Origin of the sequence: Hamadaea sp., assembly GCF_013362815.1 — a bacterium.
In the GTDB taxonomy this organism is placed as follows: domain Bacteria; phylum Actinomycetota; class Actinomycetes; order Mycobacteriales; family Micromonosporaceae; genus Hamadaea.
Genome location: NZ_JABFVK010000101.1, coordinates 1 through 25,655, shown reverse-complemented (window position 1 = coordinate 25,655; position 25,655 = coordinate 1). Strand labels below are relative to the sequence as shown.

The 25,655-nt window shown below is 69.9% G+C and carries 24 protein-coding genes; 9 read left to right on the top strand and 15 right to left on the bottom strand.

Going from position 1 to position 25,655, the window contains the following annotated elements; all coding sequences use genetic code 11:
- Positions 1–44 precede the first annotated feature (44 nt).
- Positions 45–914, bottom strand: a complete 870-nt coding sequence (locus HOV77_RS32360) for an ABC transporter substrate-binding protein (protein WP_290869423.1) — start codon at positions 912–914, stop codon at positions 45–47.
- A 116-nt stretch (positions 915–1,030) separates the two neighbouring features.
- Between HOV77_RS32360 and HOV77_RS32355 the strand changes: the two genes are divergently transcribed.
- Complete coding sequence (locus HOV77_RS32355; RefSeq protein ID WP_290869421.1) at positions 1,031–2,044, top strand: COX15/CtaA family protein; 1,014 nt, start codon at positions 1,031–1,033, stop codon at positions 2,042–2,044.
- 32 nt (positions 2,045–2,076) lie between these two features.
- Positions 2,077–2,403, top strand: coding sequence for a hypothetical protein (locus tag HOV77_RS32350; protein WP_290869418.1), 327 nt, complete (start codon positions 2,077–2,079; stop codon positions 2,401–2,403).
- 4 nt (positions 2,404–2,407) lie between these two features.
- Here the strand turns inward: HOV77_RS32350 and HOV77_RS32345 are convergent, their stop codons facing one another.
- From HOV77_RS32345 to HOV77_RS32335, 3 genes are all read right to left on the bottom strand, one after another.
- A complete protein-coding gene (locus HOV77_RS32345) occupies positions 2,408–3,355 on the bottom strand; it encodes a hypothetical protein (protein ID WP_290869415.1) in 948 nt (315 codons plus the stop codon).
- Positions 3,356–3,390: 35 nt separating this feature from the next.
- A complete protein-coding gene (locus HOV77_RS32340) occupies positions 3,391–3,717 on the bottom strand; it encodes a hypothetical protein (RefSeq protein ID WP_290869413.1) in 327 nt (108 codons plus the stop codon).
- Positions 3,718–3,910: 193 nt separating this feature from the next.
- A complete protein-coding gene (locus HOV77_RS32335) occupies positions 3,911–4,804 on the bottom strand; it encodes a heme o synthase (protein WP_290869454.1) in 894 nt (297 codons plus the stop codon).
- Between the two features lie 360 nt (positions 4,805–5,164).
- Between HOV77_RS32335 and tkt the strand changes: the two genes are divergently transcribed.
- The 6 genes from tkt to pgl are packed head-to-tail and all read left to right on the top strand — an operon-like array spanning position 5,165 to position 13,313.
- Complete coding sequence (tkt, locus tag HOV77_RS32330) at positions 5,165–7,267, top strand: transketolase (protein ID WP_290869410.1); 2,103 nt, start codon at positions 5,165–5,167, stop codon at positions 7,265–7,267.
- An 11-nt stretch (positions 7,268–7,278) separates the two neighbouring features.
- On the top strand, positions 7,279–8,382 hold the full coding sequence (tal, locus tag HOV77_RS32325; protein ID WP_290869407.1) for a transaldolase: 1,104 nt from the start codon (positions 7,279–7,281) through the stop codon (positions 8,380–8,382).
- On the top strand, positions 8,379–9,998 hold the full coding sequence (locus tag HOV77_RS32320) for a glucose-6-phosphate isomerase (RefSeq protein ID WP_290869404.1): 1,620 nt from the start codon (positions 8,379–8,381) through the stop codon (positions 9,996–9,998). The genes tal and HOV77_RS32320 overlap by 4 nt, the downstream gene beginning before the upstream one ends.
- A 1-nt stretch (position 9,999) precedes the next feature.
- Positions 10,000–11,550, top strand: coding sequence for a glucose-6-phosphate dehydrogenase (gene zwf / locus HOV77_RS32315; RefSeq protein ID WP_290869401.1), 1,551 nt, complete (start codon positions 10,000–10,002; stop codon positions 11,548–11,550).
- Between the two features lie 12 nt (positions 11,551–11,562).
- Positions 11,563–12,543, top strand: a complete 981-nt coding sequence (locus HOV77_RS32310; protein WP_290869398.1) for a glucose-6-phosphate dehydrogenase assembly protein OpcA — start codon at positions 11,563–11,565, stop codon at positions 12,541–12,543.
- Positions 12,540–13,313, top strand: coding sequence for a 6-phosphogluconolactonase (pgl, locus tag HOV77_RS32305; protein ID WP_290869395.1), 774 nt, complete (start codon positions 12,540–12,542; stop codon positions 13,311–13,313). Before HOV77_RS32310 ends, pgl begins: the two co-directional genes overlap by 4 nt.
- Before the next feature lie 207 nt (positions 13,314–13,520).
- Here the strand turns inward: pgl and HOV77_RS32300 are convergent, their stop codons facing one another.
- The 11 genes from HOV77_RS32300 to HOV77_RS32250 all read right to left on the bottom strand — a co-directional run bounded on the left by HOV77_RS32300 (position 13,521) and on the right by HOV77_RS32250 (position 25,058).
- Entirely contained in the window at positions 13,521–13,724 is a 204-nt protein-coding gene (locus HOV77_RS32300) for a cold-shock protein (RefSeq protein WP_027347011.1), read from the bottom strand.
- 202 nt (positions 13,725–13,926) lie between these two features.
- A complete protein-coding gene (gene secG, locus HOV77_RS32295) occupies positions 13,927–14,178 on the bottom strand; it encodes a preprotein translocase subunit SecG (RefSeq protein ID WP_253761742.1) in 252 nt (83 codons plus the stop codon).
- 103 nt (positions 14,179–14,281) lie between these two features.
- Complete coding sequence (locus HOV77_RS32290) at positions 14,282–16,033, bottom strand: ABC transporter substrate-binding protein (RefSeq protein WP_290869385.1); 1,752 nt, start codon at positions 16,031–16,033, stop codon at positions 14,282–14,284.
- A 203-nt stretch (positions 16,034–16,236) separates the two neighbouring features.
- Entirely contained in the window at positions 16,237–17,022 is a 786-nt protein-coding gene (gene tpiA / locus HOV77_RS32285; protein ID WP_290869382.1) for a triose-phosphate isomerase, read from the bottom strand.
- Positions 17,023–18,246 (bottom strand): phosphoglycerate kinase, encoded by a 1,224-nt coding sequence (locus tag HOV77_RS32280; RefSeq protein WP_290869379.1) that lies wholly within the window; start codon positions 18,244–18,246, stop codon positions 17,023–17,025. It lies immediately after the preceding gene.
- A complete protein-coding gene (gene gap / locus HOV77_RS32275) occupies positions 18,243–19,250 on the bottom strand; it encodes a type I glyceraldehyde-3-phosphate dehydrogenase (protein ID WP_290869376.1) in 1,008 nt (335 codons plus the stop codon). The genes HOV77_RS32280 and gap overlap by 4 nt, the downstream gene beginning before the upstream one ends.
- 234 nt (positions 19,251–19,484) lie before the next feature.
- Positions 19,485–20,468 (bottom strand): DNA-binding protein WhiA, encoded by a 984-nt coding sequence (gene whiA / locus HOV77_RS32270; RefSeq protein ID WP_290869451.1) that lies wholly within the window; start codon positions 20,466–20,468, stop codon positions 19,485–19,487.
- 146 nt (positions 20,469–20,614) lie between these two features.
- Positions 20,615–21,562, bottom strand: a complete 948-nt coding sequence (gene yvcK / locus HOV77_RS32265) for a uridine diphosphate-N-acetylglucosamine-binding protein YvcK (protein ID WP_290869373.1) — start codon at positions 21,560–21,562, stop codon at positions 20,615–20,617.
- Positions 21,559–22,461: an RNase adapter RapZ gene (gene rapZ / locus HOV77_RS32260; protein ID WP_290869370.1), complete on the bottom strand. Its 903-nt coding sequence runs from the start codon at positions 22,459–22,461 to the stop codon at positions 21,559–21,561. The genes yvcK and rapZ overlap by 4 nt, the downstream gene beginning before the upstream one ends.
- A gap of 68 nt (positions 22,462–22,529) precedes the next feature.
- Positions 22,530–24,494, bottom strand: coding sequence for an excinuclease ABC subunit UvrC (gene uvrC / locus HOV77_RS32255; RefSeq protein ID WP_290869367.1), 1,965 nt, complete (start codon positions 24,492–24,494; stop codon positions 22,530–22,532).
- Between the two features lie 93 nt (positions 24,495–24,587).
- Positions 24,588–25,058 (bottom strand): Rieske (2Fe-2S) protein, encoded by a 471-nt coding sequence (locus tag HOV77_RS32250; protein ID WP_290869364.1) that lies wholly within the window; start codon positions 25,056–25,058, stop codon positions 24,588–24,590.
- Positions 25,059–25,170: 112 nt separating this feature from the next.
- Here HOV77_RS32250 and HOV77_RS32245 point away from each other — a divergent pair.
- Positions 25,171–25,655 (top strand): glycosyltransferase (locus HOV77_RS32245; protein WP_290869361.1); only part of this gene is annotated, 485 nt, incomplete at its 3' end.

The following is a 25,655-nucleotide window of genomic DNA, read 5'->3' as shown; positions in this document are numbered from 1 at the left end:
CCACGGCGCGCGGGCCGTGGCAGCCGGGGGAAGGACGGAGCCGGTCACGACAGTTCGGGCGCGCCCGCGGACTGTGCGAGCCAGGTCTGCTGCAGCTTGGTGAGGGTGCCGTCGGTACGCAGGGCGTCGACCGCCTGGCTGACGCACGAGGTCAGCGCCGAGCCCTTGTCGAGCACCAGGCCGAACTGCTCGACCTGGCCGCTGGTCGCGGGCAGCTGGCCCACGATGAGCGAGTTCTCGATCTCCGCGCCGGTCATGTAGAACGCCGTCGGCAGGTCCACGACGAGGCCGTCGATCTGGCCGTTCTGCAGCGCCTTCTTGGCGTCGTCGTTGTTGTTGAACACCGACGGCTGGGTGCTCGGCTTGATCAGCTCGGCGATCGCCGTGTAGCTGCTCGTGCCGACCTGCGCGCCCAGCTTGGCGCTCTTGAGGTCGGCGATCGACTTCGCCCCGGCGATCTTCGAGGACTTCAGCGCGATGACGGTCTGCCGCACGTCGTAGTACGGCGAGGAGAAGTCCACCGCCTTCTTCCGGTCGTCGGTGATCGAGAACTCGTTGATGTCGAAGTCGTACGGCTTGGCCCCGGGCGCGATGGCGTTGTTGAAGGTCACGCGGGTCCAGACGACGTCACCGGCGGCGTAACCGAGCTTGCCGGCGACGGCGTACGCGACAGCGCCTTCGAAGCCCTTCTGGTTGTCCGGCTTGTTGTCGACGAACCAGGGCTCGTAGACCGGCTCGTCGGTGCCGATCGTCAGCTTCCCGGCGGCGAGCGTCTTGAGGGAGTCTTTGGTGCAGGCCGCCCCGGTGGCGGAGGCCGAGGACGACGGCGTCTCGTCGGCGGGCGCGCACGCGGTCAGCGCGGCGGCGGACAGAAGGGTGACGGCCAGGACGGCCGGAGGGAGTCGGCGGAACATGCACGCAGCATAGAGAACGCCCGGAAGACCGCTGGTGAACAGGGTGTGACCGGTCCGGCCGGCGGACACGGCACGGTGAGGCAGCCCACACCTGAGTCCTCGTTATGCTCGGCGACGTGGGTGAGGCACGTGGTGAAGTCTGGGCGAAGGCGCTGCGGGGCACCGCCCTGGCCAGCCTCGCGGCGAACGTCGGCATCGTCGTCACCGGCGGGGCCGTCCGCCTGACCGGTTCCGGGCTCGGCTGCCCCACCTGGCCGAAGTGCACCGCCGAGTCGCTGGTCGCCACCCGTGAGATGGGCATCAACGGCGCGATCGAGTTCGGCAACCGCCTGCTGACCTTCGTCGTCGCGATCCTCGCGATCCTCGGCTTCCTCCTCGCGCGTCAGGCCGCCAAGCGGATCCGGGCCACCGGCGGAGACGCCGAGCAGGCCCGGTCGATGGTCCGCTGGTCGTTCTGGACCGCCCTGAGCATCCCGGCCCAGGCCGCCTGGGGTGGCTTGACCGTGCTCACCGACCTGAACCCCTGGGTCGTCGGGCTGCACTTCATGGTCAGCATCGGGATCATCTGGGCCGCCTTCGGGTTCTGGCGCAGCACCGAGGACGATCCGTCGGCCGCCGCTCGGCGCGGACCGGCCGTCGCCCGGGAACTGCGCTGGCTGGCCGGCCTGATCCTGACCGCTGCGGTGTGCGTACTCGTGATCGGAACAATGGTGACCGGCAGCGGACCGCACGCGGGCGACCAGGGCGCGGCCCGCAACGGCCTGGATCCCGCCCAGATCTCGCAGGTCCACGCGGACCTGGTGTTCCTGCTGTTCGGCCTGACCGCCGCGGCCTGGCTGGCCTTGCGGGCGGTGCGCGCGACCGAAGCCGCGGCCGCGACCCTGGTGCTGCTGGGCGTGCTGGCCGGGCAGGGCGTGATCGGGTTCGTCCAGTACTTCACGCACCTGCAGCCGGTGCTGGTCGGCGTGCACATGTTCGGCGCGAGCCTGGTCTGGATCGCGACGCTGCGCCTGTGGTGGGCAGTGCTCCCGACGCGGGTTCCGCGTGTGATGCCTCAGCAGTCAGCCGGTCGGTCACTGGAAGATAACTTGACGGTTGCAAACCCGGCCGGTGCGCGAGAAAGGTCGTGACCGCGAGCACCGGGCGGTGCATGATGTGCGGCGTGTCCCCCTCTCTGCGCCGGCGTGCCGTGATCGACCCCGCGGCGCTGGCTGGCGCGGTCGAAACGGCGTTCAGCGTGGACACCGACCTGGACTACTGGGGCGCGATTCGGTACGCCGAAGCCGCCGGGCGGGTCGTCGAGGTGATCGCCGCCCTCGTCCGCCAGGGTGACCCCGCCCAGGCCGCGCCCCTGTTCGAGCGCGCGGCCGAGCTGCTGACGATCGCCCAGGAGAAGGCCGACGACACCGCCGGCGGCCTGGAGGATCTGCAGCGACGGCTGCGCGACGGCCTCGACGAGGCGCGGGCCTTCGGCGACTCCGCTACGTAGCCCGTCAGCGGAGGCGGGCGGCGATGGCGTCGGCGAACCGCTCGGCGGCACCGTCCGCGTACGCGAGGAAGACGCTGGGCTCGGTCAACTCCAGTTCCACCAGGACGGGTGAGCCGTCGGGGCCGGGAATGACGTCCACGCGCGCATAAAGCAGCCCGGACTGCACTTCTGGCGGCTCGCCCGAGAGGCTCCCCGGCGCTGGTGCGGCCGCCAGAACCTGACGGGCCAGCGCCAACTCCTCCTCGGTCGGGACCCGGGCGGTGATGGCCTCGGGCACGTAGAGGCTGTCGGTTCCGGTGTCCGGCCCCACCAGCATCGGGCCCTTGCGGATGGCGTGGCTGAAGGTCAGCTTGCCGTCTTCGGGCGAGGAGAAGTGCAGGAGCGCGGTCTCGCCATAGGTGTCGACGGCGGGCAGATAGGGCTGCACCATCACGAGCCGACCGGCTCGCTGAAGCCGCTCGACGTGGGCGTACGCCAACTCCGCCTCGTCCGGGCCGTAGCGGCCGGTGTCCTTGCTGCCGGCGCTGACGGCAGGTTTGACGACGTACTCGCCTTCGGGCGGGGTGAACGAGTCGCCCGCGTCGATCCACTGCGTCGGCACCACCGGTACGCCCGCCGCAGCCAGCTCGCGCAGGTAGCGCTTGTCCGTGTTCCAGCTGACGACGGCGGCCGGGTTGAGCAGGCGTCCCTCGGGCAGCCGCGCGATCCATGCCAGGAACTCGTCGTAACGGTAGAAGTAGTCCCAGGGCGAGCGGATCACGATCAAGTCGTAGGCGGCCCAGTCGGCCTCGGCGTCGTCCCAGATCACCGGTTCGGCGGTCACACCGCGGGCGGCCAGCGGGGCGAGCAGGAGCCGATCGTCGTCCTCCAGCGCCGGAAGTTCGCGGCAGGTAACGAGAGCGACCCGGGCCGCGGCCCGGGTCGCATCGCCTACGAGTAAGGGGTTATTCACGCTGCATAGATTACATAAGGGGCTGTGCTGAATGATCAGCGGGCGAGCTGCCGCCGGCCCATCGACCGCCACAGGTCGTTGCTCGGACGCATCAGCTCGACGAGCTCACGCTCCCAGCCGTTCTCCACCGGCACCCCGGCCTCCTCGCACGCGGCGCGCGCGACATCGGTGCTCGGCGCGACCAGGTCTCCCCAGCCGCCGTCGTTGCCGACGAGTACGACGCGTGCACCGCGCCGCCCGAGGTATTCGATGACCGCCTTCGCCCCGCCGTGCTCACCGGCGAATCCCTTGATCCCGGAGATGAGGGTCTTCTCCTGGGCCGGAGATTCGAGGGTGAGGGTCGTATCGGAACCATCTGCCATGTCCTGCACCATAAGCAGAACGTCACGCTCCACGCCGCGTTCGACGGGCTTCTGTGACACGTGTTACGACAAGGGGCCAGAGTGGTTAACGGCGAATGTCCAATTTCATCCAGGCCAATACCGGACATAGCAGGCCGTCAAACTGGCATGATCATTTCGCGGTCACCAAATCGGGCGTGTCCGGACAGGGACGTCAGATCACGGCATCGATGGCGATCGCGACAAAAAGCAATGTCAGGTACGTCGTGGACCAGTGGAACATCTTCATGGGCCGCAGCTTCTCGCCCCGGCGAGCCTGAGCGTAGAGGTCCCAGGCCTGCTTCAGGAAGAGGACGCCGAGCACGATCGCCGGAATCCCGTAGATGAAGCTCATCCCGAACGGCCACAGCGCCACCGAGGCGACCAGCGTCAACGCCGTGTAGATCACGCTCTCCAGGCCGACCCGCCTCAGTGAGCGTACGACCGGGAGCATCGGGATGCCCGCCCGCGCGTAGTCGTCCTTGAACTTGATGGCCAGCGCGTAGAAGTGCGGCGGCTGCCACAGGAAGACGATGGCGAACATCAGCCAGGCCGCCCACGACAGCGAGCCGGTGACCGCCGCCCAGCCGATCAGCACCGGGGCCGCCCCGCACGCGCCGCCCCACACCGTGTTCTGCCACGTGGTCCGCTTGAGCCACATCGTGTAGATCACGTCGTAGTAGACGACGGCCGCGACGGTCAGTGCCGTCGCCAGCCAGTTCGTGAAGACCGCCATCAGCAGCGTCGACACCGCCGCCAGCGTCAGTCCGAAGATCAGCGCGGAACGCGGCGACACCGTGTGCCGCGGCAGCGGCCGCCGGGAGGTACGCCGCATCAGCTGGTCGATGTCGCGATCGATGTAGCAGTTGAGCGCGTTGGCCGCGCCGGCCGCCAGCGATCCGCCCACCAGCACGACCAGCATCAGCCCGATCGAGGGAACGCCGCCGGCCGCCAGCATCATCGCCGGGACGGTCGTGACGAGCAGCAACTCGACGATGCGCGGCTTGGTCAGCGACACGTACGCCGACACGACAGCGCGCACGGAGCGTCGCGCCTGCGAACCCTCGATCTCGGGGGTTTCGTCGGTGGCGGCGTCGCGCGGGGGGAGTTCTACGGGAGAGGCCGGCTCAGCGGCGAGCGTGCTCACCGCTAGAGGGTAAGCCAAGCACCTGCGCAGACCTTTTCAGCCCCGCCGAGGTGCGACCGATCACACCCACAACCCCCCTTTCCGCATAGCACGGCGCGCCCGGGGGAAGTGAGGGAGATCGCGTACGCACCGTGCACGCGATCTGTAGGGTCTGAGGGGAAAGGCGACACCGTGGCCGCCCGAGACACACTCCGGCCGGAAGCTCACGCTGTTCCTGCACCATCTGGCGAACAGCCGCGAGCGCTGGCCGGACCATCACGTATGCAGGGAGCAGGAAGCACCGTGGCCGAGTTGAGTTGGTCTGATCTTGATAAGCGCGCCGTCGACACGATCCGTGTGCTCGCCATGGACGCGGTCGAGAAGTCCGGCAACGGACATCCCGGCACGGCGATGAGCCTGGCGCCCGCGGCGTACCTGCTGTTCCAGAAGGTCATGCGGCATGATCCGGCCGATCCGCACTGGCTGGGCCGGGACCGCTTCGTGCTGTCCTGCGGGCACAGCAGCCTGACCCTCTACATCCAGCTCTACCTGAGCGGCTACGGCTTGGAACTGTCGGATCTGCAGCAGCTGCGCCAGTGGGGCTCGCTGACCCCCGGCCACCCCGAGTACAAGCACACCCGGGGTGTAGAGACCACCACCGGGCCGCTCGGCCAGGGCATCGCGAACGCGGTCGGCATGGCGATGGCCGCCCGCCGCGAGCGCGGCCTGCTCGACCCGGACCCGGCCGTCGGGCAGAGCATCTTCGACCACAACATCTATGTGTTCGCCTCCGACGGCGACATCGAAGAGGGCATCAGCCACGAGGCCAGCGCGATCGCGGGGCATCAGAAGCTCGGCAATCTCGTCATGATCTACGACGACAACGAGATCTCCATCGAGGACGACACCCGCATCGCGAAGTCCGAGGACGTCGTCGCGCGGTACGCCGCGTACGGGTGGCAAACCGCGCGCGTCGACTGGACCCGCACCGGCAAGTACGAAGAGGACATCGAGGCGCTCTGGCAGGCGTTGCAGGACGCCAAGGCGGAGACCGACCGGCCGAGCTTCATCGCGCTGCGCACCATCATCGGCTGGCCCGCGCCGAACAAGCAGAACACCGGCAAGATCCACGGTTCGGCCCTGGGCGCCGACGAGGTCGCCGCGACGAAGAAGATCCTCGGCTTCAACCCGGAGGCCAGCTTCGACGTCGCCGACGAGGTGCTCGCGCACGCTCGCGAGGTGGGCGACCGGGGCAGTGCGGCCCACGCCGAGTGGCAGAAGCAGTTCGACGCCTGGAGCGCGGCGAACCCGGAGCGGGCCACTCTGCTCAAGCGGCTCCTCGCGCGTACCCTCCCGGAAGGCTGGACCAAGTCGCTGCCGGAGTGGGCCGCGGGCAGCAAGGCGATCGCGACCCGGGCCGCCTCGGGCGAGGTGCTGACCAAGCTGGCGCCGGTCCTGCCGGAGTTGTGGGGCGGGTCGGCGGACCTCGCGGAGAGCAACAACACCACGATGAAGGGCGAGCCGTCGTTCATCCCCGCCGAGTTCGCGACCAAGGAGTTCCCGGGCGACGAATACGGCCGCACGCTGCACTTCGGCATCCGCGAGCACGCCATGGGCGGCATCCTCAACGGCATCGCGCTGCACGGCAAGACCCGGCCCTACGGCGGCACCTTCCTCGTCTTCAGTGACTACATGCGACCTTCGGTACGCCTCGCGGCGCTGATGGGCCTGCCGGTCACCTACGTGTGGACGCACGACTCCATCGGCCTCGGCGAGGACGGCCCCACGCACCAGCCGATCGAGCATTTGTCGGCACTGCGGGCGATCCCCGGGCTGGACGTCGTCCGCCCGGCCGACGCCAACGAGACCGCGTTCGCCTGGCGGGCCGCGCTGGAGCACGTCGACCGGCCGACCGGGCTCGTGCTGACCCGGCAGGCGCTGCCGGTGCTCGACCCGGCCGACGTGTCCTATGAGGACTTCAAGAAGGGTGCATACGTCCTGGCCGAGGCGGGCAACGGCAAGCCGCAGGTGATCCTGATGGCGACCGGCTCCGAGGTGTCGATCGCGCTCACCGCGCGGGAACGCCTGGAGGGCGAGGGAATCGCCACCCGGGTCGTCTCGGTGCCGTGCCAGGAATGGTTCCGGGCGCAGGACCGGGAGTACCGCGACGCGATCCTGCCGCCGAACGTCAAGGCGCGGGTCAGCGTCGAAGCCGCCATCGAGATGTCGTGGCGGGACCTGGTCGGCCCGGACGGCGAGTCGGTGAGCATCGAGCACTACGGCGCGTCCGCGCCCTACCAGGTGCTGTTCGAGAAGTTCGGGTTCACCCCCGACAACGTGGTGGCCGCCGCCCGGGCGAGCCTGTCGCGTACGGGAGTCATCAAGGGCGAGACGACCGGGAACTGAGGAGACTAGTGATGGCAGGCAACCTTGCGAAGCTCTCCGCCGCTGGGGTGGCGGTGTGGCTGGACGACATCTCCCGGGAACGCCTTCACGGGGGTGGATTGGACAAGCTGCGTACGGAGCAGCACGTCGTCGGGGTGACGAGCAACCCCACCATCTTCGCCGCCGCGCTGGCCGGCTCGGAGCTCTACGCCGAGCAGCTGCACGACCTCGCCGTCCGCAAGGTCACGGTGGACGAGGCGGCCCGGATGATCACCACCTACGACGTGCGCTGGGCGTGCGACGTGATGCGCCCGGCGTACGACGCGTCGCAGGGCACCGACGGCCGGGTCTCGATCGAGGTCGACCCCCGGCTGGCGATGGCGACCGACGCGACCGTGGCCGAGGCCAAGCAGCTCTGGTGGCTCGTCGACCGGGAGAACCTCTTCATCAAGATCCCCGCGACCGAGCCGGGTCTGCCCGCGATCACGCAGACGCTGGCCCACGGGATCAGCGTGAACGTGACGCTGATCTTCTCGCTGGAACGCTACCGGGCCGTCATGGACGCCTGGCTGACCGGTCTCGAGCAGGCCAAGGCCAACGGGCACGACCTGACCAAGCTGGAGTCGGTGGCGTCGTTCTTCGTGTCCCGGGTGGACACCGAGGTCGACAAGCGCCTCGAGAAGATCGGTACGCCCGAAGCACTCGCACTGCGGGGTAAGGCCGCCGTGGCCAACGCCCGGCTGGCGTACCAGGCGTACGAGGAAGTCGTCGGCGGGGAGCGCTGGGCGGCGCTGAAGGCGGCCGGAGCGCGCCCGCAGCGCCCGCTCTGGGCGTCGACGGGCACGAAGAACCCGGACTACTCCGACGTGCTCTACGTGGACGACCTGATCGCGCCGGGAACCGTGAACACGATGCCCGAGAAGACGATGCGGGCCGCCGACGACCACGCGACCGTCTCGGCCGACACGATCACGGCCCACTACGCCGACGCTCAGCAGGTCTTGGACGGCCTCCGCGCCGTCGGGGTCGACATGGACGACGTCGTCGAGGTGCTGGAAGCCGAAGGTGTCGAGAAGTTCGAGGCCAGCTGGACCGAGCTGCTCGACGGGATCGCGGCCAAGCTGGAGCAGGCATGAGTGAGGTTGAGTTCGCGGCCGGCTTCGCCGTCCGCGCGGACAGCGCCGACTCCCCCGCCGCGACGCAGGCTCGCGACGAGCTCGCCGCGGCGGGCGTACCGGCGAAACTGGCGGCTCAGGACCCCTCGTTGTGGGGCCCGGCCGCCGAGGCCGAGGCGTCCATCCGGCTGGGCTGGCTCAACGCCGCCGAGGTCAGCCGGGCGCTGCTTCCGCAGCTCGCCGAGCTGAGCGCGGAACTGGCCGACCTGGATCACGTCGTGCTCGCCGGGATGGGCGGCTCGTCGCTGGCGCCGGAGGTCATCGCGCGTACGCTCGGCCGGCCGCTCACCGTCCTCGACACGACCGACCCCCACCAGGTACGCGCGGCGATCGCCGACCGGCTGGACCGGACGGTCGTCGTCGTGGCGAGCAAGTCGGGGTCGACCGTCGAGACCGACAGCCACCGGCGGGCGTACTGGCAGGCGTTCCTCGACGCCGGGCTGAGCGAGGCCGAGGCGGGCCGCCGGTTCGTCGTCGTGACCGACCCGGGTTCACCGCTGGCCGACACCGCCCGGGAGATGGGCGCGTACGTCGTGCTCGCCGACCCGAACGTGGGCGGCCGCTACTCGGCGCTGACCGCGTTCGGCCTGGTTCCCACGGCACTCGCCGGAGTCGACGTGGCCGAGCTGCTCGATCAGGCGCAGGCGTTGGCACCGAGCCTGGCCGAGTCGGACGGCAACCCCTCGCTGGCGCTCGGCGCCCTGCTCGGCGCGGCCGCGCAGGCCGGCCGGGACAAGGTCAGCCTGGCCGAGGACGGCAGCGGCATCGTGGGCCTCGGCGACTGGGCCGAGCAGCTGATCGCCGAGTCCACGGGCAAGCAGGGTCTCGGCATCCTGCCCGTCGTGGTGGAGTCGCCGACCGCGCCCGGTGCGACCGGTGACGACGTGCTGAGCGTCCTCGTCGGCGGCCCGCAGGACGTCACCACCCCGGCCGCTCCCGGCACCGTCGCGGTCAACGGCCCGCTCGGCGCGCAGTTCCTGGCCTGGGAGTACGCCACCGCGATCGCCGGGCGGATCATCGGGATCAACCCGTTCGACCAGCCGAATGTCACGGAGTCCAAGGAGAACACGAAGAAGATCCTGGAGTCCGGTACGCCGATGGTGGCGGCGACGTTCACCGACGGCCCGGTGACCGGGTACTGCTCGGCGGATGTGTCCGATGTCGAGTCCGCTCTGCGGTGGCTGACCGAGCAGGTCGGCGCGGACGGATACCTCGCCGTGATGGCGTACTTGGACCGGGTGGGCGACGCCCAGGCAGCCGAGGTACGCCCGCTGCTGGCGAGCGCGACCGGACGGCCGGTCACCTTCGGCTGGGGCCCGCGCTTCCTGCACTCGACCGGCCAGTTCCACAAGGGCGGGCCGCAGGTCGGCGCGTTCCTCCAGATCACGGGCGCGGTCACCGAGGACCTGCCGGTCCCGGGGCGTCCCTACACGTTCGGCGAACTCCAGGCGGCGCAGGCCGCCGGCGACCGGCAGGCGCTGGCCGGCCGTGGTCGTCCGCTGCTGCACCTGCATCTGTCCGACCGGCGGGCCGGGCTGGCCCGTCTCCTCGACGCCGCCCGTAGCTTGGGAGCCTGATGTGAGTCTCAGCCGGAGGAAGGAAGAGACGGGGCCGCGCAACCCCCTGCGCGACCCGCAGGACCGGCGGCTGCCCCGCATCCCCGAACCCTGCGCCCTGGTCATCTTCGGCGTGACCGGCGACCTGTCTCGCAAGAAGCTCATCCCCGCGATCTACGACCTGGCGAACCGAGGGCTGTTGCCGCCCGGCTTCGTCGTTCTCGGGTACGCCCGGCGGGACTGGGGCGACGGCGAGTTCGAGGACTTCGCCCGGCAGCACGCCCAGGAGCACGCGCGTACGCCGTGGCGGGAGGAGGTGTGGCAGCGCCTGGTCGGCAACATCAAGTTCGTCGCCGGTTCGTTCGACGACGACGCCGGGTTCGACCACCTCGCGGCCACTTTGGACGAACTGCGGGAGACCCACGGCATCAAGGGCAACGCCGCGTTCTACTTCTCGATCCCGCCCGCCGCCTTCCCGACCGTGCTCAAGCAGCTCGAGCGGACCGGCATGGCGAGCAACGAGCAGTCCGGCGGCTGGCGCCGGGTCGTCGTGGAGAAGCCGTTCGGCAACGATCTGGAGTCGGCGAAGAAGCTCAACGACCTGGTCGACGACGTGTTCACCGCGCCGGACGTGTTCCGGATCGACCACTACCTCGGCAAGGAGACCGTTCAGAACATCCTGGCGCTGCGGTTCGCCAACGCGCTGTTCGAGCCGGTCTGGAACACGAAGTACGTAGACTCGGTGCAGATCACCATGGCCGAGGACGTCGGCATCGGCACCCGGGCGGCGTTCTACGACTCGGTCGGCACCGCCCGGGATGTCTTGCAGAACCACTTGTTGCAGCTCCTCGCACTGGTGGCGATGGAGGAGCCGACGAGCTTCGACGCCAGCGAGATCCGGGCCGAGAAGCTGAAGGTGCTGCGGGCCATCAAGCTGCCGGGCGACATCGCCACCGGCACCGTACGCGGCCAGTACACCGCGGGCTGGGTGGCCGGTGAGCCGGTCGCCGGGTACCTGGAGGAGACCGACGTCCCCGCGACGTCGACGACCGAGACCTATGTGGCAGTCGAGCTGGGCATCCAGAACCGCCGCTGGGCCGGGGTCCCGTTCTACATCCGCTGCGGCAAGCGGATGCCGCGCCGGGTGACCGAGGTGGCGATTCTGTTCAAGAAGGCGCCCCACCTGCCGTTCAACCCGGACGACGTGGAGCTGCTCGGCAACAACCAGCTGGTCATCCGGGTGCAGCCGGACGAGGGCGTCGTGCTCAAGTTCGGTTCCAAGGTCCCGGGCACCGCGATGGAGCTGCGCGACATCGCAATGGACTTCTCCTACGGCGAGGCCTTCACCGAGGCCAGCCCGGAGGCGTACGAGCGGCTCGTCCTGGACGTCCTGATCGGCGACCGGACGCTGTTCCCGACCGCCGACGAGGTCGAGGAGAGCTGGCGCGTGGTCGACCCGCTCGAAGAGGCGTGGGCCGGCACCAAACCCGACCCGTACCGGGCCGGCACGTGGGGTCCGATCGAGGCGGACGAGATGCTGGCCCGCGAGGGCCGCACCTGGCGCCGGGCTTAGGAGGCACTGGACATGTTGGCTCTCTGGGACACGACCGGGGCCGAGGTCGTCCGCAAGCTCGCCGCCGAACGGCACTCCGCCGGCGGAGTCGCGAGCGGGCTGGCCCTGACGCTGGTCGTGGTGGTCGAGGAGGCTCGCGTACGCGCGGTCGAGGACGCCGCCACGATCGCCGCCGCCGCGCACCCCTGCCGGCTGATCGTGGTCAGCCGGATCTCGCCGACCGCCGGCGGCTCGCGGCCGGGCGTCGACCCGGCCAAGGACCGGCTGGACGCAGAGATCATCGTCGGCGGGCGACTCGGCCCGGCCGAGGCCGTCGTCCTGCGGATGCACGGTGGCGTGGCCAAGCACGCCGAGAGCGTGGTCATCCCGCTGCTCGCCCCGGACGTCCCGGTGGTGACGTGGTGGCACGGCGCTCCCCCGGACCGGATCGCCGAGGACCCGCTGGGAATCGTGGCCGAACGCCGGATCACCGACGTCGCCCAGGCCCCCGATCCGATGGCCTCATTGCGCCAACGCGCCGTTGACTACGCCCCGGGGGACACCGACCTGGCCTGGACGCGTACGACGCCGTGGCGGACGCTTCTGGCGGGCGCGTTCGACACCGTCATCGAACCGGCGGCCGCGGTCTCCGTGACCGCCGCGGCCGACGACCCGGTCGCGGCCCTGCTGTCCGGCTGGCTGTGCGCGCGGCTCGGCGTCACCCCGACGATGACCGCAGGACCGCGGCTGGACCAGGTGGCGGTCACCTTCGGCGACGGCACCCAGCTCTCGCTGACCCGGAACGAGGGCACCGCGCTGCTGTCCCGGACCGGCTCGCACGACCGGGTCCTGCCGCTGGTGCACCGGCGGCTCGGCGAGGAGCTGGCCGAGGAGCTGCGCCGGCTCGACGCCGACCAGATCTACGCGGCGGCGTTGGAGGCGGCGACCGGCACGAAGGGACTCAACGACCGGATCGGTCAGCGCATCGGCGTCAAGGACCTGGTGAACGCGTGAGCGCCGAGCACTCGGTCATCGTCCACGCCGACGCCGACCTGCTGGCCGAGGCGGTCGCGGCACGCATGCTGGTCAAGCTGATCGACGCGCAGTCGGCTCGCGGCAGCGCCGGCATCGTGCTCACGGGTGGCCGGGTCGCGGCCGCGGTCTACCGGGCCGTGGCCGCCAGCCCGGCCCTGGGGGCCGTCGACTGGTCGCGGGTCGACATCTGGTGGGGCGACGAGCGCTTCCTGCCGGCCGGCCATCCCGATCGCAACGAGACCCAGGCACGCGAGGCACTGCTCGACCTGGTTCCGCTTGATCCGGCACGGGTACGCACAATGCCGCCCTCTGACGGACCGGACGGGGACGACCCGGAAGCCGCCGCCGCCCGATACGCCGGGCAGCTGGCCGCGGCGGCCGAGGGCTCCGCGGATCTGCCCGTCTTCGACCTGCTGTTGCTCGGTGTCGGCGAGGACGGCCACGTGGCCTCGGTCTTCCCGGAGCAGCCCGCCGCCTACGAGACGCGGCCGGTGTCCGCCGTACGCGGTGCGCCGAAGCCGCCGCCGGTGCGGATCACCCTGACCATCCCGGCGATCAACACCGCCGACGAGGTGTGGCTGATCGCCGCCGGGTCGGGCAAGGCCGCTGCCGTCGGCATGGCGGTCTCCGGAGCGGGGGCGGTGCAGGTGCCGGCCGGTGGCGTCGAGGGCGTCGGGCGTACGTTGTGGCTGCTCGACCGGGCCGCCGCTGCTCAGCTCCCGGCGAAGGCACTGAGCCTGCGGTCGTGATCTCCTGACGCGCCTCGGTGCGCCCGCTTTGGCGGTGGATCAGGGTTCCGTGTCGAATCTTGCGCTGACCGCACTCCTGGCGGCTCGCCCAAGAGGCTCCCCGGCGGATTCGACACGGAACCCTGATCCGCCTGTCGCGCTGAGCCTGAGGTCCTGACGCGAGAAGGCCCCGCACCTTTCGGTACGGGGCCTTCTGCGTGAGTCTGATCAGAGCGGGCGGACCTGCTCGGCCTGGGGGCCCTTGGCTCCCTGAGCGATCTCGAACTCAACCCGCTGGTTCTCCTCCAGGCTGCGGTATCCGCTGCTCTGGATGGCCGAGAAGTGAACGAACACATCCGGGCCGCCGTTGTCGACCGAGATGAAGCCGAAGCCCTTGTCCGCGTTGAACCACTTGACGGTTCCCTGTGCCATGCTGCGCCTAACTCCCTTGGTGGGTTACTTCCACGTGCGTCTGCATCGTGACCTTTTAGCTGCGGACCACGCGAAGCCTTTCCCAAAAGTGCTGGTCAGGCGGAGCGAGTGAACCACGTACGCAAAAAGATGCCATCAGCCTAGCGCATCCGAGCCGTCACGGTGTGAACGGTGGGGCGGAACACGCCGAACGAGTGTGGAATTACTTGACTTCGAGCTTGAGCCAGAGTCCCAAGCCGACAATGCACGCGAACCAGATGACGCCCACCAGAACGGTGTAGCGGTCCAGGTTCTTCTCGGCGACGGACGATCCGGCCAGGTTGGACGAGACACCGCCGCCGAACATGCTCGACAGGCCGCCGCCCTTGCCCCGGTGCAACAGGACCAGCAGGGTCAACAGGCCGCTCGTGAGGAGCAGGATCACGATCAGCGTGTAGGCGAACCAAATCGGCACGGGAGGTCCTCTCGGAGGGCGTTGTCGGGGATCAGAATAGCCGGACGAAGGCGCGGGAGCACACCCCGGTGGGCATGCTCCCGCGAAGAACCGGCAAGAACCGCTATCCGGCCGCGCCGGACTTGCTCGGGTCCTTGAGAGCGATCGCACTCAGGTCGGGTTGGGCGAACATAGGCGAGATGAAGACGTTCGTCACGTTCGAGCCGTAGATCCGCTGGGCGACGGCGTACACCACCGGGATGGCGGCGGCCTTCTCCATGATCTTCTGGTCGAGCTCGCCCCAGAGCTTGTACTGCCGCTCCAGGTCGGGCTCGGCGACCGCCTCGTCCATGAGCCGGTTGATCTCGTCGTCGTTGAAGAACGAGTAGTTGTTCGTGCCGAACTCACCGGGCGCGGGCAGGTTGCGCCCGTCGAACAGGGCCGGCAGCACGGCCGATCCGTTCGGGTAGTCGGGCACCCAGCCCGCGAGGATGAGGTCGAAGTTCATGCTCGAGTCGGAGACGTCGTGATAGTAGGTCTTGTAGGTCACCGGGACCGCCTCGACCTGGATGCCGACCTTCAGGTACATCTCGACCACCGGCTTCATCAGCCGCTTGTTCGTCGGGCTGTCCCGGTACGCCACCCGCAGCTTGCCGCCGGGCGGGCAGTTCTTGGCCTGCTTCAGCAGCTCGGCGGCGCGCTCGATGTCGCCGTCCGGGTGCGTGTTCGTCCCGTAGACGTCGAAGTCCTTGTGCGCGGCCAGCGACGGGGGGATGAACGACGTCGCGAGCTCGCCGGAGATCGAACCGCCCAGCGCCGTCCGGAACTTGCGCTTGTCGAAGGCGTACGACAGGGCCTGGCGGCACTTCATGTCGGTGATCTTGCGGGTGTTGATCGCGAAGAACCGAACTGCGCCCGTGGTGCCGGTGGCGGTCCGGGCGGCCAGGTCGGGGTCGTTGACGACCTGCTGGAGGAAGTTGGGCGCGACGTCCAGGTCGATCATGATCCCGGAGTGCTCCGGACCCTGGTCGGCGATGAGCTTGTTGGTCTCCTCCGCCGAGTCGCTCGCCGCCTGGACGACGATCTTGTCCGGGTACGCCTTGCGTACGGAGTCGATGCCCGCGTCCCAGTTGTCGTTGCGGACCAGCGTCATCGTGGTGTCAGTACGCCCGTCGGCGATCTTGTAGGGACCGGAGGAGAACGGCTGCTCGTCGTACGCGGAGCGGTTCTTGCCCTCGATGTCCTGCCGCACCGGGGCGAGCCCGGTGAGCGCGGCGACGTAGCCGAAGTCGCCGACCGCCTGCTTCAGGTGGTACTGGACGGTCTTCTCGTCGACGCACTCGACGGCCTTGATGCCCTGGCCGCTGTTGTTGCCGTTGAGGAACGGGCCCTTGTAGTCCTTCGGCGCGTCCAGGTAGTTCCGGACGTAGGGCAGGCCCTCCTGCATCAGCTCCGAGAAGTTGCGCTCGGCGCCGTACTTGAGGTCCTTACAAGTGATCGGGGTCCCGTCCTGCCACTTCACCCCGTCACGGAGCTTGAACTCCCAGGTCTTGTTCCCGTCGGACGGCCGCCCGGTGTCGGTGGCCAGGTCGGGCACGATCTCGCTGGCGGCGTCGCCGGGTTCGGCCTTCGTCGTCGTCAGCGTCCGGGTGACCAAGCGGCTGATGTTCACCTCGAGCGCCGCGTTGATGATCTGCGGATCCAAGTGATCGGGCAGGGCCCCGACGAAGACGGTGAGGGTGCCGCCCTTCGCGGGGGCGTCGGCCTCCGTGCTGGCGGCCGAGTCACAGGCGGCGACGGCGCTCAAGGCCAGCGCTGCGGTGACCCCGTACGCGGCCCGGCGACGCCAGGATGGGGCGGTGACATGGCGGTGCATGCTCGTCCTCATGGGGGGTGGGGATGGGACGCCAGACACTCTATGGTTTGCGCCTCGGGCGCGGGAACCCGGGCGGACATTCGCAACCAAGTCCTGACCTTGACCTGACGCAAGGTCAGGAGGCGATGACATGACGCGACGGCGGCCCTCGACCGAGGGCCGCCGTCGTCTCGCTTGCCGCGCTGTCGTCTCGCTTGCCGCGCTCAGGCCGCCTTGGCGTACCGGACGATCCCGGCGAACTCCTCCAGCACCAGGCTGGCCCCGCCGACGAGGGTGCCGTCCACATCGGGCTGCTCCATGATGCCGGCCGCGTTCGCCGCCTTCACCGAGCCGCCGTAGAGGATGCGCACCTTCTGCGCGACGTCGGCGCCGAAGGTCTCGGCGAGCCGCATCCGGATCGCCCCGATGACCTCCTGCGCGTCCTCCGCGCCGCAGGTCTTCCCGGTGCCGATCGCCCAGACCGGCTCGTACGCGACCACGACCTTCTCGACCTGCTCGGCCTTGAGCCCGTCGAGGCCCCCGTCGAGCTGGGCGAGGGTGTGCGCCACGTGCTCGCCCCGCTCGCGGATCTCCAGACCCTCGCCGACGCACAGGATCGGCGCGATCTCGTTGGCCAGCGCCGCCTTCACCTTGGCGTTGACCAGCGCGTCGTTCTCGTTGTGGTATTCGCGCCGCTCGGAGTGGCCCACGGCGACGTACTGGCAGCCGAGCTTGGCCAGCATCGCGCCGGAGATCTCCCCGGTGTACGCCCCGGACACGTGCGCCGAGACGTCCTGCGCGCCGTAGCCGATGAGCCACTTGTCACCGTCGATCGCGGTCTGCACGCTGCGGATGTCCGTGAACGGCGGCAGCACGACGACCTCGACGTCGGTCAGCTCCTTCTCGGTCAGGGTGTGGGCCAGCTTCTGGACCAGCGCGATGGCCTCGAGATGGTTGAGGTTCATCTTCCAGTTGCCGGCCATCAGGGGCCGGCGCTTCGCCTCAGCCATTCACTGCTCCAGTGCTTCGATGCCCGGGAGGTCCTTGCCCTCCAGGAACTCCAGGGACGCGCCGCCGCCGGTCGAGATGTGGCCGAAGCCCCCACCCACCTCCCCGGCCCACTCCAAGATGCCGAGCGCGCGGACCGCCGCCGCCGAGTCGCCACCGCCGACGACGGTGAGCCCGTCGACCTTGGTGATCGCCTCCGCGACACCCCGCGTACCGGCGGCGAACGGGGCCAGCTCGAACACGCCCATCGGGCCGTTCCAGAAGACCGTCTTCGCACCGGAGAGGGCCTCGGCGAACTCGGCCACCGAGGCGGGGCCGATGTCGAGGCCGAGCCAGCCGGCCGGGATCTCGGTAGCGGCCACCGTCTGGGTGGCGGCGTCGGCGGCGAACTTGTCCGCCACGACGACGTCCGACGGGAGCAGGATCTTGCCGTCCGCCCGCTCGAGCAGGTCACGGCAGGTGCCGACCATCTCCTCCTGCAGCAGCGAGGCGCCGACCTCGTGGCCCTGGGCCTTGAGGAAGGTGAAGCACATGCCGCCGCCGATGAGCAGCCGGTCGACCTTCGGCAGGAGCGCCTCGATGACGGCCAGCTTGTCGGAGACCTTCGAGCCGCCGAGCACCACGATGTACGGCCGGGCCGGGTCGCCGGTGAGCGTGCGCAGGACTTCGACCTCGCGGAGGACGAGCCCGCCCGCGTAGTGCGGCAGCCGCGCCGGCACGTCGAAGACGCTGGCGTGCTTGCGGTGCACCGCGCCGAACGCGTCGTCCACGTACGCGTCCCCGAACGCGGCGAGCTGGTCGGCGAACGCGCCCCGCTCGGCGGCGTCCTTGCTGGTCTCACCGGCGTTGAAGCGCAGGTTCTCCAGCAGCGCGACCTGTCCGTCGGCCAGCCCGGCGACGGCCGCCCGAGCGGACTCCCCCACCGTGTCGGTGGCGAACGCGACCGGTCCGCCCAGCAGATCGCCGAGCCGGTCCGCGACCGGCTTCAACGTGTACGCGGCGTCCGGTGCACCCTTCGGGCGACCGAGGTGCGACATGACGACGACCTTCGCACCCGCGTCCCGCAGGGCGACGATGGTCGGCAGTACGGCCCGGATGCGGCCGTCGTCAGCGATCTCCGCCGGGTCCGATCCCTTGACGAAGGGGACGTTCAGGTCGGCGCGCACGAGGACGCGCCGACCCGAGACTCCCTCGTCCAGCAGAGTGTCGAGGGATTTGATCGTCACAGCGTGGCGCCCACGAACTTCACGAGGTCGACCAGGCGGTTCGAGTAGCCCCACTCGTTGTCGTACCAGCCGACGACCTTCACCAGGTTGCCCCCGGTGACCTTGGTCAGGCCGGCGTCGAAGATGCACGACGCCGGGTCGGTGACGATGTCCGAGGAGACGATGTCGTCCTCGGTGTAGGTCAGGTACCCCTTGAGCGCACCCTCCGACGCGGCCTTGACCGCGGCGTTGACCTCTTCGACGGTGGTGTCGCGGGCCGCGGTGAAGGTCAGGTCCGTCGCCGAGCCGGTCGGGATCGGCACGCGCATCGCGAAACCGTCCAGCTTGCCCTTGAGCTCCGGCAGCACCAGGCCGATCGCCTTGGCGGCGCCGGTCGACGTCGGGACGACGTTGACCGCGGCGGCGCGGGCGCGGCGCAGGTCCTTGTGCGGGCCGTCCTGCAGGTTCTGGTCCTGGGTGTACGCGTGGATCGTGGTCATCAGACCCTTCTCGATGCCGATCGCGTCGTTGAGCGCCTTGGCCATCGGGGCGAGGCAGTTCGTCGTGCACGAGGCGTTCGAGATGATCGTGTGCGCGGCCGGGTCGTACTTGTCCTGGTTCACGCCCATGACGAGGGTGATGTCCTCGCCCTTGGCCGGAGCCGAGATGATGACCTTCTTCGCGCCGTTGTCGGCGTGCACCTTGGCCTTGGCGGCGTCGGTGAACAGACCGGTCGACTCGATGACGACGTCGGCGCCCAGGTCGCCCCAGGGGAGCTTGGCGGGGTCGCGCTCGGAGAACACCTTGAACGACTTGCCGTTCACGGTGATGTCCTCGTCGGTCGCCTTCACCTCGTACGGCAGCCGGCCCAGAATGCTGTCGTACTTCAGCAGGTGTGCCAGGGTCGCGTTGTCGGTCAGGTCGTTCGCGGCGACCAGCTCGATGTCCGCGCCCGACTGCAGCAGCGCCCGGTAGAAGTTCCGGCCGATACGGCCGAACCCGTTGATGCCAACCCGGATGGTCACGTGTCCCATCTCCTCGCTAGCGCCGGCGCTGACGGCCGGCGGCCGATATTTCTGTCCGGCAGCGTCGCCTTCCGTTCCGACCCTATCCCACGGCTCGCTTACCAGGTCGGCGGGTGGTCCACCCACCCTGTCGCGTTGATCATGAACCTAGGGTCCCTTTGGGCGGCGTGTCGCAGCCCTTATCGCCGTGATCATCAGCGGGATGATCAACGCGACGGCACGGATGGGTGACCGCTAGACGCTCAGCATGTCGGGGGTTACGGCGGCTTCGGTGTCTGGGATGCCCAGATCGCGCGCTCGCTTGTCGGCCAGCGCCAGCAGACGGCGGATCCGGCCCGCGATCGCGTCCTTGGTCAGCGGCGGGTCGGCGAGCGCGCCCAGCTCCTCCAGCGACGCCTGCCGGTGCTCCAGCCGCAGCCGGCCGGCGCTCGTCAGGTGACCCGGCGCGTCGTCGGCGAGGATCTCGAGCGCCCTGGTCACCCGGGCCGCTGCGGCGACCGCCGCCCGCGCGGAGCGCCGCAGGTTCGCGTCGTCGAAGTTGGCCAACCGGTTGGCCGTCGCCCGCACCTCTCGGCGTACCCGTCGCTCCTCCCAGGCGAGCACACTCGCGTGCGCGCCGACCCGGGCGAGCAGCGCGGCGATCGCGTCACCGTCCTTGACCACGACCCGGTCCACCCCGCGGACCTCGCGGGCCTTGGCCGTGGTGATGCCGAGCCGCCGCGCCGAGCCGACCAGCGCGAGCGCCGACTCCGGGCCGGGGCAGGTGATCTCGAGGGCGCACGAGCGGCCCGGCTCGGTGAGCGAGCCGTGCGCGAGGAACGCGCCCCGCCAGGCCGCCACCTGGCAGCACATGTTGCCGGAGACGACGTGCGGCGGCAGGCCGCGGACCGGACGGCCGCGGACGTCGAGCAGACCGGTCTGCCGGGCCAGCGCCTCGCCGTCCTTGACGACGCGGACGATGTAATGACTGCCCTTGCGCAGTCCCCCCGACGCGAGGATGTGGATCTCGCTCGGGTAGCCGTAAAGGTCGGCGACGGTGGCCCGCAGCCGCCGCGCGACCGCCCCGGTGTCCAGCTCCGCCTCGACGACGACCCGGCCGGACACGATGTGCAACCCGCCCGCGAAGCGCAACAAGGCGGCCATCTCCGCGCGCCGGCAGCATGGCTTCGGCACGTCCACCCGGCTGAGCTCGTCCTTGACCGCTGCGGTCATCGCCATCGTGTCACTCCACCTCATGCCTCGTGCTTCGGGCTCATGCCTCGTGCTTCGGATCGCCTCGCCGCGCCACGCCCCGCGCGCCGGTCGTCAGTGCTTAACGAGCGGTGCGGCGGCTCCGCACTGCCTTGTGAGCCAACGCCCTGCGTTCATTCGGGCTTCCCCGCTCCGAGCAGCGGTTCCAGCGCCGATGCCAGAGCCGGTGGATCGTGCCTGGGTACGCCCCGGCCCACCGCGAGCCGGTCGAGGGCCAGCCGTGCGCCGAGCGACCGCGCGGCCGCCCCGACGGTCGCCGGATCCTCGACGGCGTCGCCGTCGGCAAGAACAATATCTGCCCGGAAATCAGGCAAGTAACGGGTCAACGCCCCGAGATGGTCGGCGAGCGACAAACCACCGGTTTCGCCCTCAGCCGCCAGATTCAAGGTGATCAACCGTTTTGCCCGAGTCTTCACGACCGCCGCCGCCAGCTCCGGGACCAGCAGATGCGGGATCACGCTGGTGTACCAGCTCCCCGGCCCGAAGAGCAGCCAATCAGCCGACAGCACCGCCGCGACCGCCTCCGGGCAGGCCTGCGGCGCCGGGGGCAGGAGGCGCACCACCTCGATGTCGCCGGGCGACACCGCGATCTCGTGCTGACCCTGCACCGTGACCAGGTCACCCGGCCGGGCCGGGTGACCGCCCCGGATGTCGGCCTCCAGGGTGACCGGCAGCCGGCACATCGGCAGCACCCGGCCCTGGGCGCGGACCATCGCGGCCGCGTGCTCCAGCGCGACCACCGGGTCGCCGAACTGCTCCATCAGGCCCAGCAGCACGATGTTGCCGACCGGATGACCCGCGAGGGCGTCCGTTCCGGCGAACCGGTGCTGAAACAAGTCAGCCGTACGCCGGCTGACCGGATCGTCGTCGGACAGCGCCGCCAGCGCCTGCCGCAGATCACCCGGCGGGAGCGCGCCCCGGTCGAGGCGCAGCCGTCCGCTGGAACCGCCGTTGTCCCCGACCGTGACGATCGCGGTGATGTCGAAGGACGCGGGAATCGCCCGCAGCGCCCGCAACGACGCCGACAGGCCGGTCCCGCCACCGAAGGCGACGATCCTCACTCGCGCCCCAGATCCCGGTGCTGCGCACTGGCGACCACCCGTAGTTCCCGCAGTCGCCGGGCCAGCTCCTCGGCGATCGCGACGCTGCGGTGCTTACCGCCGGTGCAGCCGACGGCGACGGTGAGATAGCGCTTGCCCTCCCGTTCGAAGCCGGGCGCTGTGGCGTTGACCAGGCGGGCGTACGTCTCGACGAAGGTCGCCGCGCCCCGCTGGCCGAGCACGTAACGGCTCACATCGGCGTCGCGGCCGGTGTGGTCGCGCAGCTCCGGCACCCAGAACGGGTTCGGCAGGAACCGCGCGTCGAGCACGAAGTCGGCGTCCGGCGGCAACCCGTACTTGAACCCGAAGGACAGCACGGTCACCCGCAACTTCAGCGCATCCTCGCCGGCGAACAGCTCCTCCACCCGGCTACGCAGCTGGTTCACGTTCAGGTGACTGGTGTCGATGACGACGTCGGCCAGATCCCGCGCCTCGGCCAGCAGCTCCCGTTCGGCCGCGATGCCGTCGGACAACCGGCCGTTGCCCTGCAACGGGTGCGATCGGCGGACGTTTTCGAATCGGCGGATCAGCACGTCGTCGTCGGCGTCCACGAACACCACCCGGGGCGCGAACCCCCGTTCCCGCAACGCCTTCACGGCACCGGCGAGATCCGTCGAGAACGCGCGGCTGCGTACGTCGAGCACCATCGCGGTCTGCCGGGCCGCCCCGCCGGCCGCGTGCGCCAGCTCGGCCATCTGCACCATCAAGGCCTGCGGCAGATTGTCGACGACGTAGTAGCCGACGTTCTCCAACGCGCGCGCGACAGTCGACCGCCCGCCGCCGGACACCCCCGTCACGATCACCAAGTCGGTCTGCGACCGCGAGACCGCCTCGGCGGTCGAAGTCTCGGCTTCCGTCACCGCTTGCCACTCCCCTGCCCGCATCCCCGCGCGCGACCCAGGCAGGCCGCGGCGCCCCGCCGGTGAGTCTACCGAGGTGGTTCGGGGGCCTGATCGGTGCCTTTGGCGTCCGTGCCCACTTTGACCTCGGCGTCCGGTTTCTCGATCCCGCTCTCCGGCTCGCCGTGGAGCGCGGCCAGCACCGCTGCGGCCGTCCGGGGGCCCATGCCGGGTACCGCTGCGATCTCCTCCAGCGACGCTGCTCCGAGCTTCTTCACCGAGCCGAACTGGCGCAGGAGGGCCTTACGGCGTACTTCCCCGAGGCCGGGGACCTCGTCGAGCGCCGACGCGGTCATCCGCTTCGACCGCCGCTGCCGGTGGAACGTGATCGCGAACCGGTGGGCCTCGTCGCGTACGCGTTGAAGCAGGTAGAGCCCCTCCGAACTACGCGACAGGATGACCGGCATGTCGTCGTCGGGGAGCCAGACCTCCTCCAGCCGCTTGGCCAGACCGCAGACAGCGACGTCGACGACGCCCATCTCGGCCAGCACCGAGGCGGCCGCGTTCACCTGGGGCTGACCACCGTCGACGACCACCAGCTGCGGCGGGTACGCGAACTTCTTCGCCTTGCCCTCCTCGGTCAGCGACGGTTCGGCATCCCGCTCGGCCAAGTACGCCGCGAAGCGCCGCCGGATCACCTCGGAGATCGCGGAGACGTCGTCGGTCGCGCCCTTGATGATGAACCGGCGGTATTCACTCTTGCGAGCCAGACCGTCCTCGAAGACGACCATGCTGGCGACGACGTCGGTGCCCTGGATCTGGGAGATGTCGAAGCACTCGACCCGCAGGGGCGCGGTCGGCAACGCGAGCGCCTCGGCGATCTCCTCCAGCGCGGCGCTACGGGCGGTCAAGTCGGTCGCCCGCCGCAGCTTGTGCCGGGTCAACGCCTCGGCCGCATTACGAGCGACCGTCTCCATCAGCGTCTTCTTGTCGCCCCGTTGCGGCACCCGGAGCGAGACACGCGATCCCCGGCGGTCGGCCAGCCAGGCTTCCAGCGCGTCGGCATCGGCCGGCAGCTCGGGGACGAGGACCTCGCGAGGGACGTCGGCGCCCTCGGCGGTGTCGCCGTAGATCTGCGAGCAGAAGTGGTGGACGAGATCGCCCGTGGTCAGGCGCTCGGTCTTCTCGACGACCCAGCCGCGCTGGCCGCGGACTCGGCCACCCCGGACGTGGAAGACCTGGACCGCGGCTTCGAGCTGATCCTCGGCGAACGCCACGACGTCGGCGTCGGTGCCGTCGCCGAGCACGACCGCCTGCTTCTCCAACGCCTTGCGAGCTGCGCCGAGGTCGTCCCGGAGCCGGGCGGCGCGCTCGTAGTCCAGGTCGGAGGAGGCGGCGAACATCTCCCGCTCGAGCCGCTTGAGCAGCTTGTCGGTGCCGCCCGCCATGAAGTCGCAGAACTCGTCGACGATCGCCCGGTGTTCCTCGGCGCTGACCCGGCCCACACACGGCGCCGAGCATTTGCCGATGTAGCCGAGCAGGCAGGGCCGGTCGATCTGGCGGGCTCGTTTGAACACTCCGGCGCTGCACGTGCGGGCCGGGAAGACGCGCAGTAGCAGGTCCAGCGTCTCGCGGATGGCCCAGGCATGGGAGTAGGGCCCGAAGTAGCGCACGCCCTTGCGCTTGGCTCCCCGCATCACCTGAAGCCGGGGGTATTCCTCGTCCAAAGTGACCGCAAGGAACGGGTAGGACTTGTCGTCGCGGTACTTCACGTTGAACCGCGGATCGAACTCCTTGATCCAGGCGTATTCCAGCTGGAGCGCCTCGACCTCGGTGCCCACCGTCACCCAGTCCACTGAGGAGGCGGTGGTGACCATCTGCTGCGTACGCGGATGCAGCGACCACAGGTCGGCGAAGTAGGAGTTGAGGCGTTGGCGCAGGCTCTTGGCCTTGCCGACGTAGATCACCCGGCCGCTCGGATCGCGGAAGCGATAGACGCCCGGCGACTCCGGAATGGTGCCGGTGGCGGGGCGGTACGTCGAAGGATCGGCCACGCCGCAAGCCTACTCAGGACGGCTGACAAGATCGCTTCGCTGCCCCGCCACCGAGGCTCCGCTACGGGTCGCTTCGCTTCGATACCGAGGGCATCAGGCGAGCTTGATGTCGGTCCCGTCGACGACGATCGTCTTCTCGGCCAGGGCCTTGGTCGCGGGCGGGCTCACCACTGAGCCGTCCGTGATGGAGAACTTGCTGAAGTGGCAGTCGCAGTTGATGGTGCCGTTCGCCACTCCCGACAGCGGGCACTGCTGGTGGGTGCACATGCTGTCGAACGCCTTGAAAGTGCCCGCGGTGGGCTGGGTCACGACCACCCCGGAGGCAGTGATGATCTTTCCGCCGCCGACCGGGATGTCGCTCGTCTTGGCGATCGCTGCGCCACCGCTTCCGGTGCCGCCGGTGCTCCCGGTGGTGGTTCCGCCGGTCGGCGTGGTCCCGCCACCGGCTGCGGTGGTCGGGGTGCTGGTCGGGGTCTCCTCGGCCGAACAGGCGGCGAGCAGCGCCGCTGCACCGACAGCGCCCGCGGAGGCGAACAGCGTACGACGAGAGGTGGCTTCATTCATTGGAGCCACGGTAGTAGGCATGCATTGGGTTGTAAGTAGTTGAACCATCACAATTTCCTGTGGCACATCCGCCGCCGATCACGTCCCACCGCCGGGCTCGTTGGAGCACGTGATGAAACTGATCACGACCCACGACCAGGCGCTGCGGCAGGCGACGGCGTCCTGGTTCTCCGCCCACCCGGCGCGCGACACCGAACTGGTCCATGTCGCCTTCTTCGGCCAGTTCACGCCGATCCAGGGCGCTCCCGTCGTCGGCGCGGCCATCGCGGCGCTCTCCGGCGATCCCCGCTTCGTCTTCACCGTCATCGGAACCGGGCCCGACCTGCTCGCCACGCGTACGGCGGCCGCACCGAACGCCTGGGTCACCTGGCGGGACTGGGTGGCGGCACACGAGCTGCCCAGCTTGATCGCGGGCCACGACGTCTGCCTGGGCATCTTCGGGACGTCCCGGCGAGCGCTGTCCGTCGTCCCGACCGAGGTCTACCAGGCCGCTGCGGCCGGCTGCGCGGTCGTGACCTCCGACAGTGCGCCGCAGCGGGCGGCGTTCGGCGACGCCGCCGTGCTCGTCCCGGCCGGCGACCCGGTCGCGCTCGCCGC

Excerpts from the sequence above, each read along its gene's own strand:
- HOV77_RS32320 (WP_290869404.1), top strand. The coding sequence starts at position 8,379 with ATGAGTGAGGTTGAGTTCGCGGCCGGCTTCGCCGTCCGCGCGGACAGC.
- HOV77_RS32310 (WP_290869398.1), top strand. The coding sequence starts at position 11,563 with ATGTTGGCTCTCTGGGACACGACCGGGGCCGAGGTCGTCCGCAAGCTC.
- HOV77_RS32250 (WP_290869364.1), bottom strand. The coding sequence starts at position 25,058 with ATGAATGAAGCCACCTCTCGTCGTACGCTGTTCGCCTCCGCGGGCGCT.
- HOV77_RS32300 (WP_027347011.1), bottom strand. The coding sequence starts at position 13,724 with ATGGCACAGGGAACCGTCAAGTGGTTCAACGCGGACAAGGGCTTCGGC.
- HOV77_RS32360 (WP_290869423.1), bottom strand. The coding sequence starts at position 914 with ATGTTCCGCCGACTCCCTCCGGCCGTCCTGGCCGTCACCCTTCTGTCC.
- HOV77_RS32340 (WP_290869413.1), bottom strand. The coding sequence starts at position 3,717 with ATGGCAGATGGTTCCGATACGACCCTCACCCTCGAATCTCCGGCCCAG.
- HOV77_RS32290 (WP_290869385.1), bottom strand. The coding sequence starts at position 16,033 with ATGCACCGCCATGTCACCGCCCCATCCTGGCGTCGCCGGGCCGCGTAC.
- tal (WP_290869407.1), top strand. The coding sequence starts at position 7,279 with ATGGCAGGCAACCTTGCGAAGCTCTCCGCCGCTGGGGTGGCGGTGTGG.
- whiA (WP_290869451.1), bottom strand. The coding sequence starts at position 20,468 with ATGGCGATGACCGCAGCGGTCAAGGACGAGCTCAGCCGGGTGGACGTG.
- tpiA (WP_290869382.1), bottom strand. The coding sequence starts at position 17,022 with ATGGCTGAGGCGAAGCGCCGGCCCCTGATGGCCGGCAACTGGAAGATG.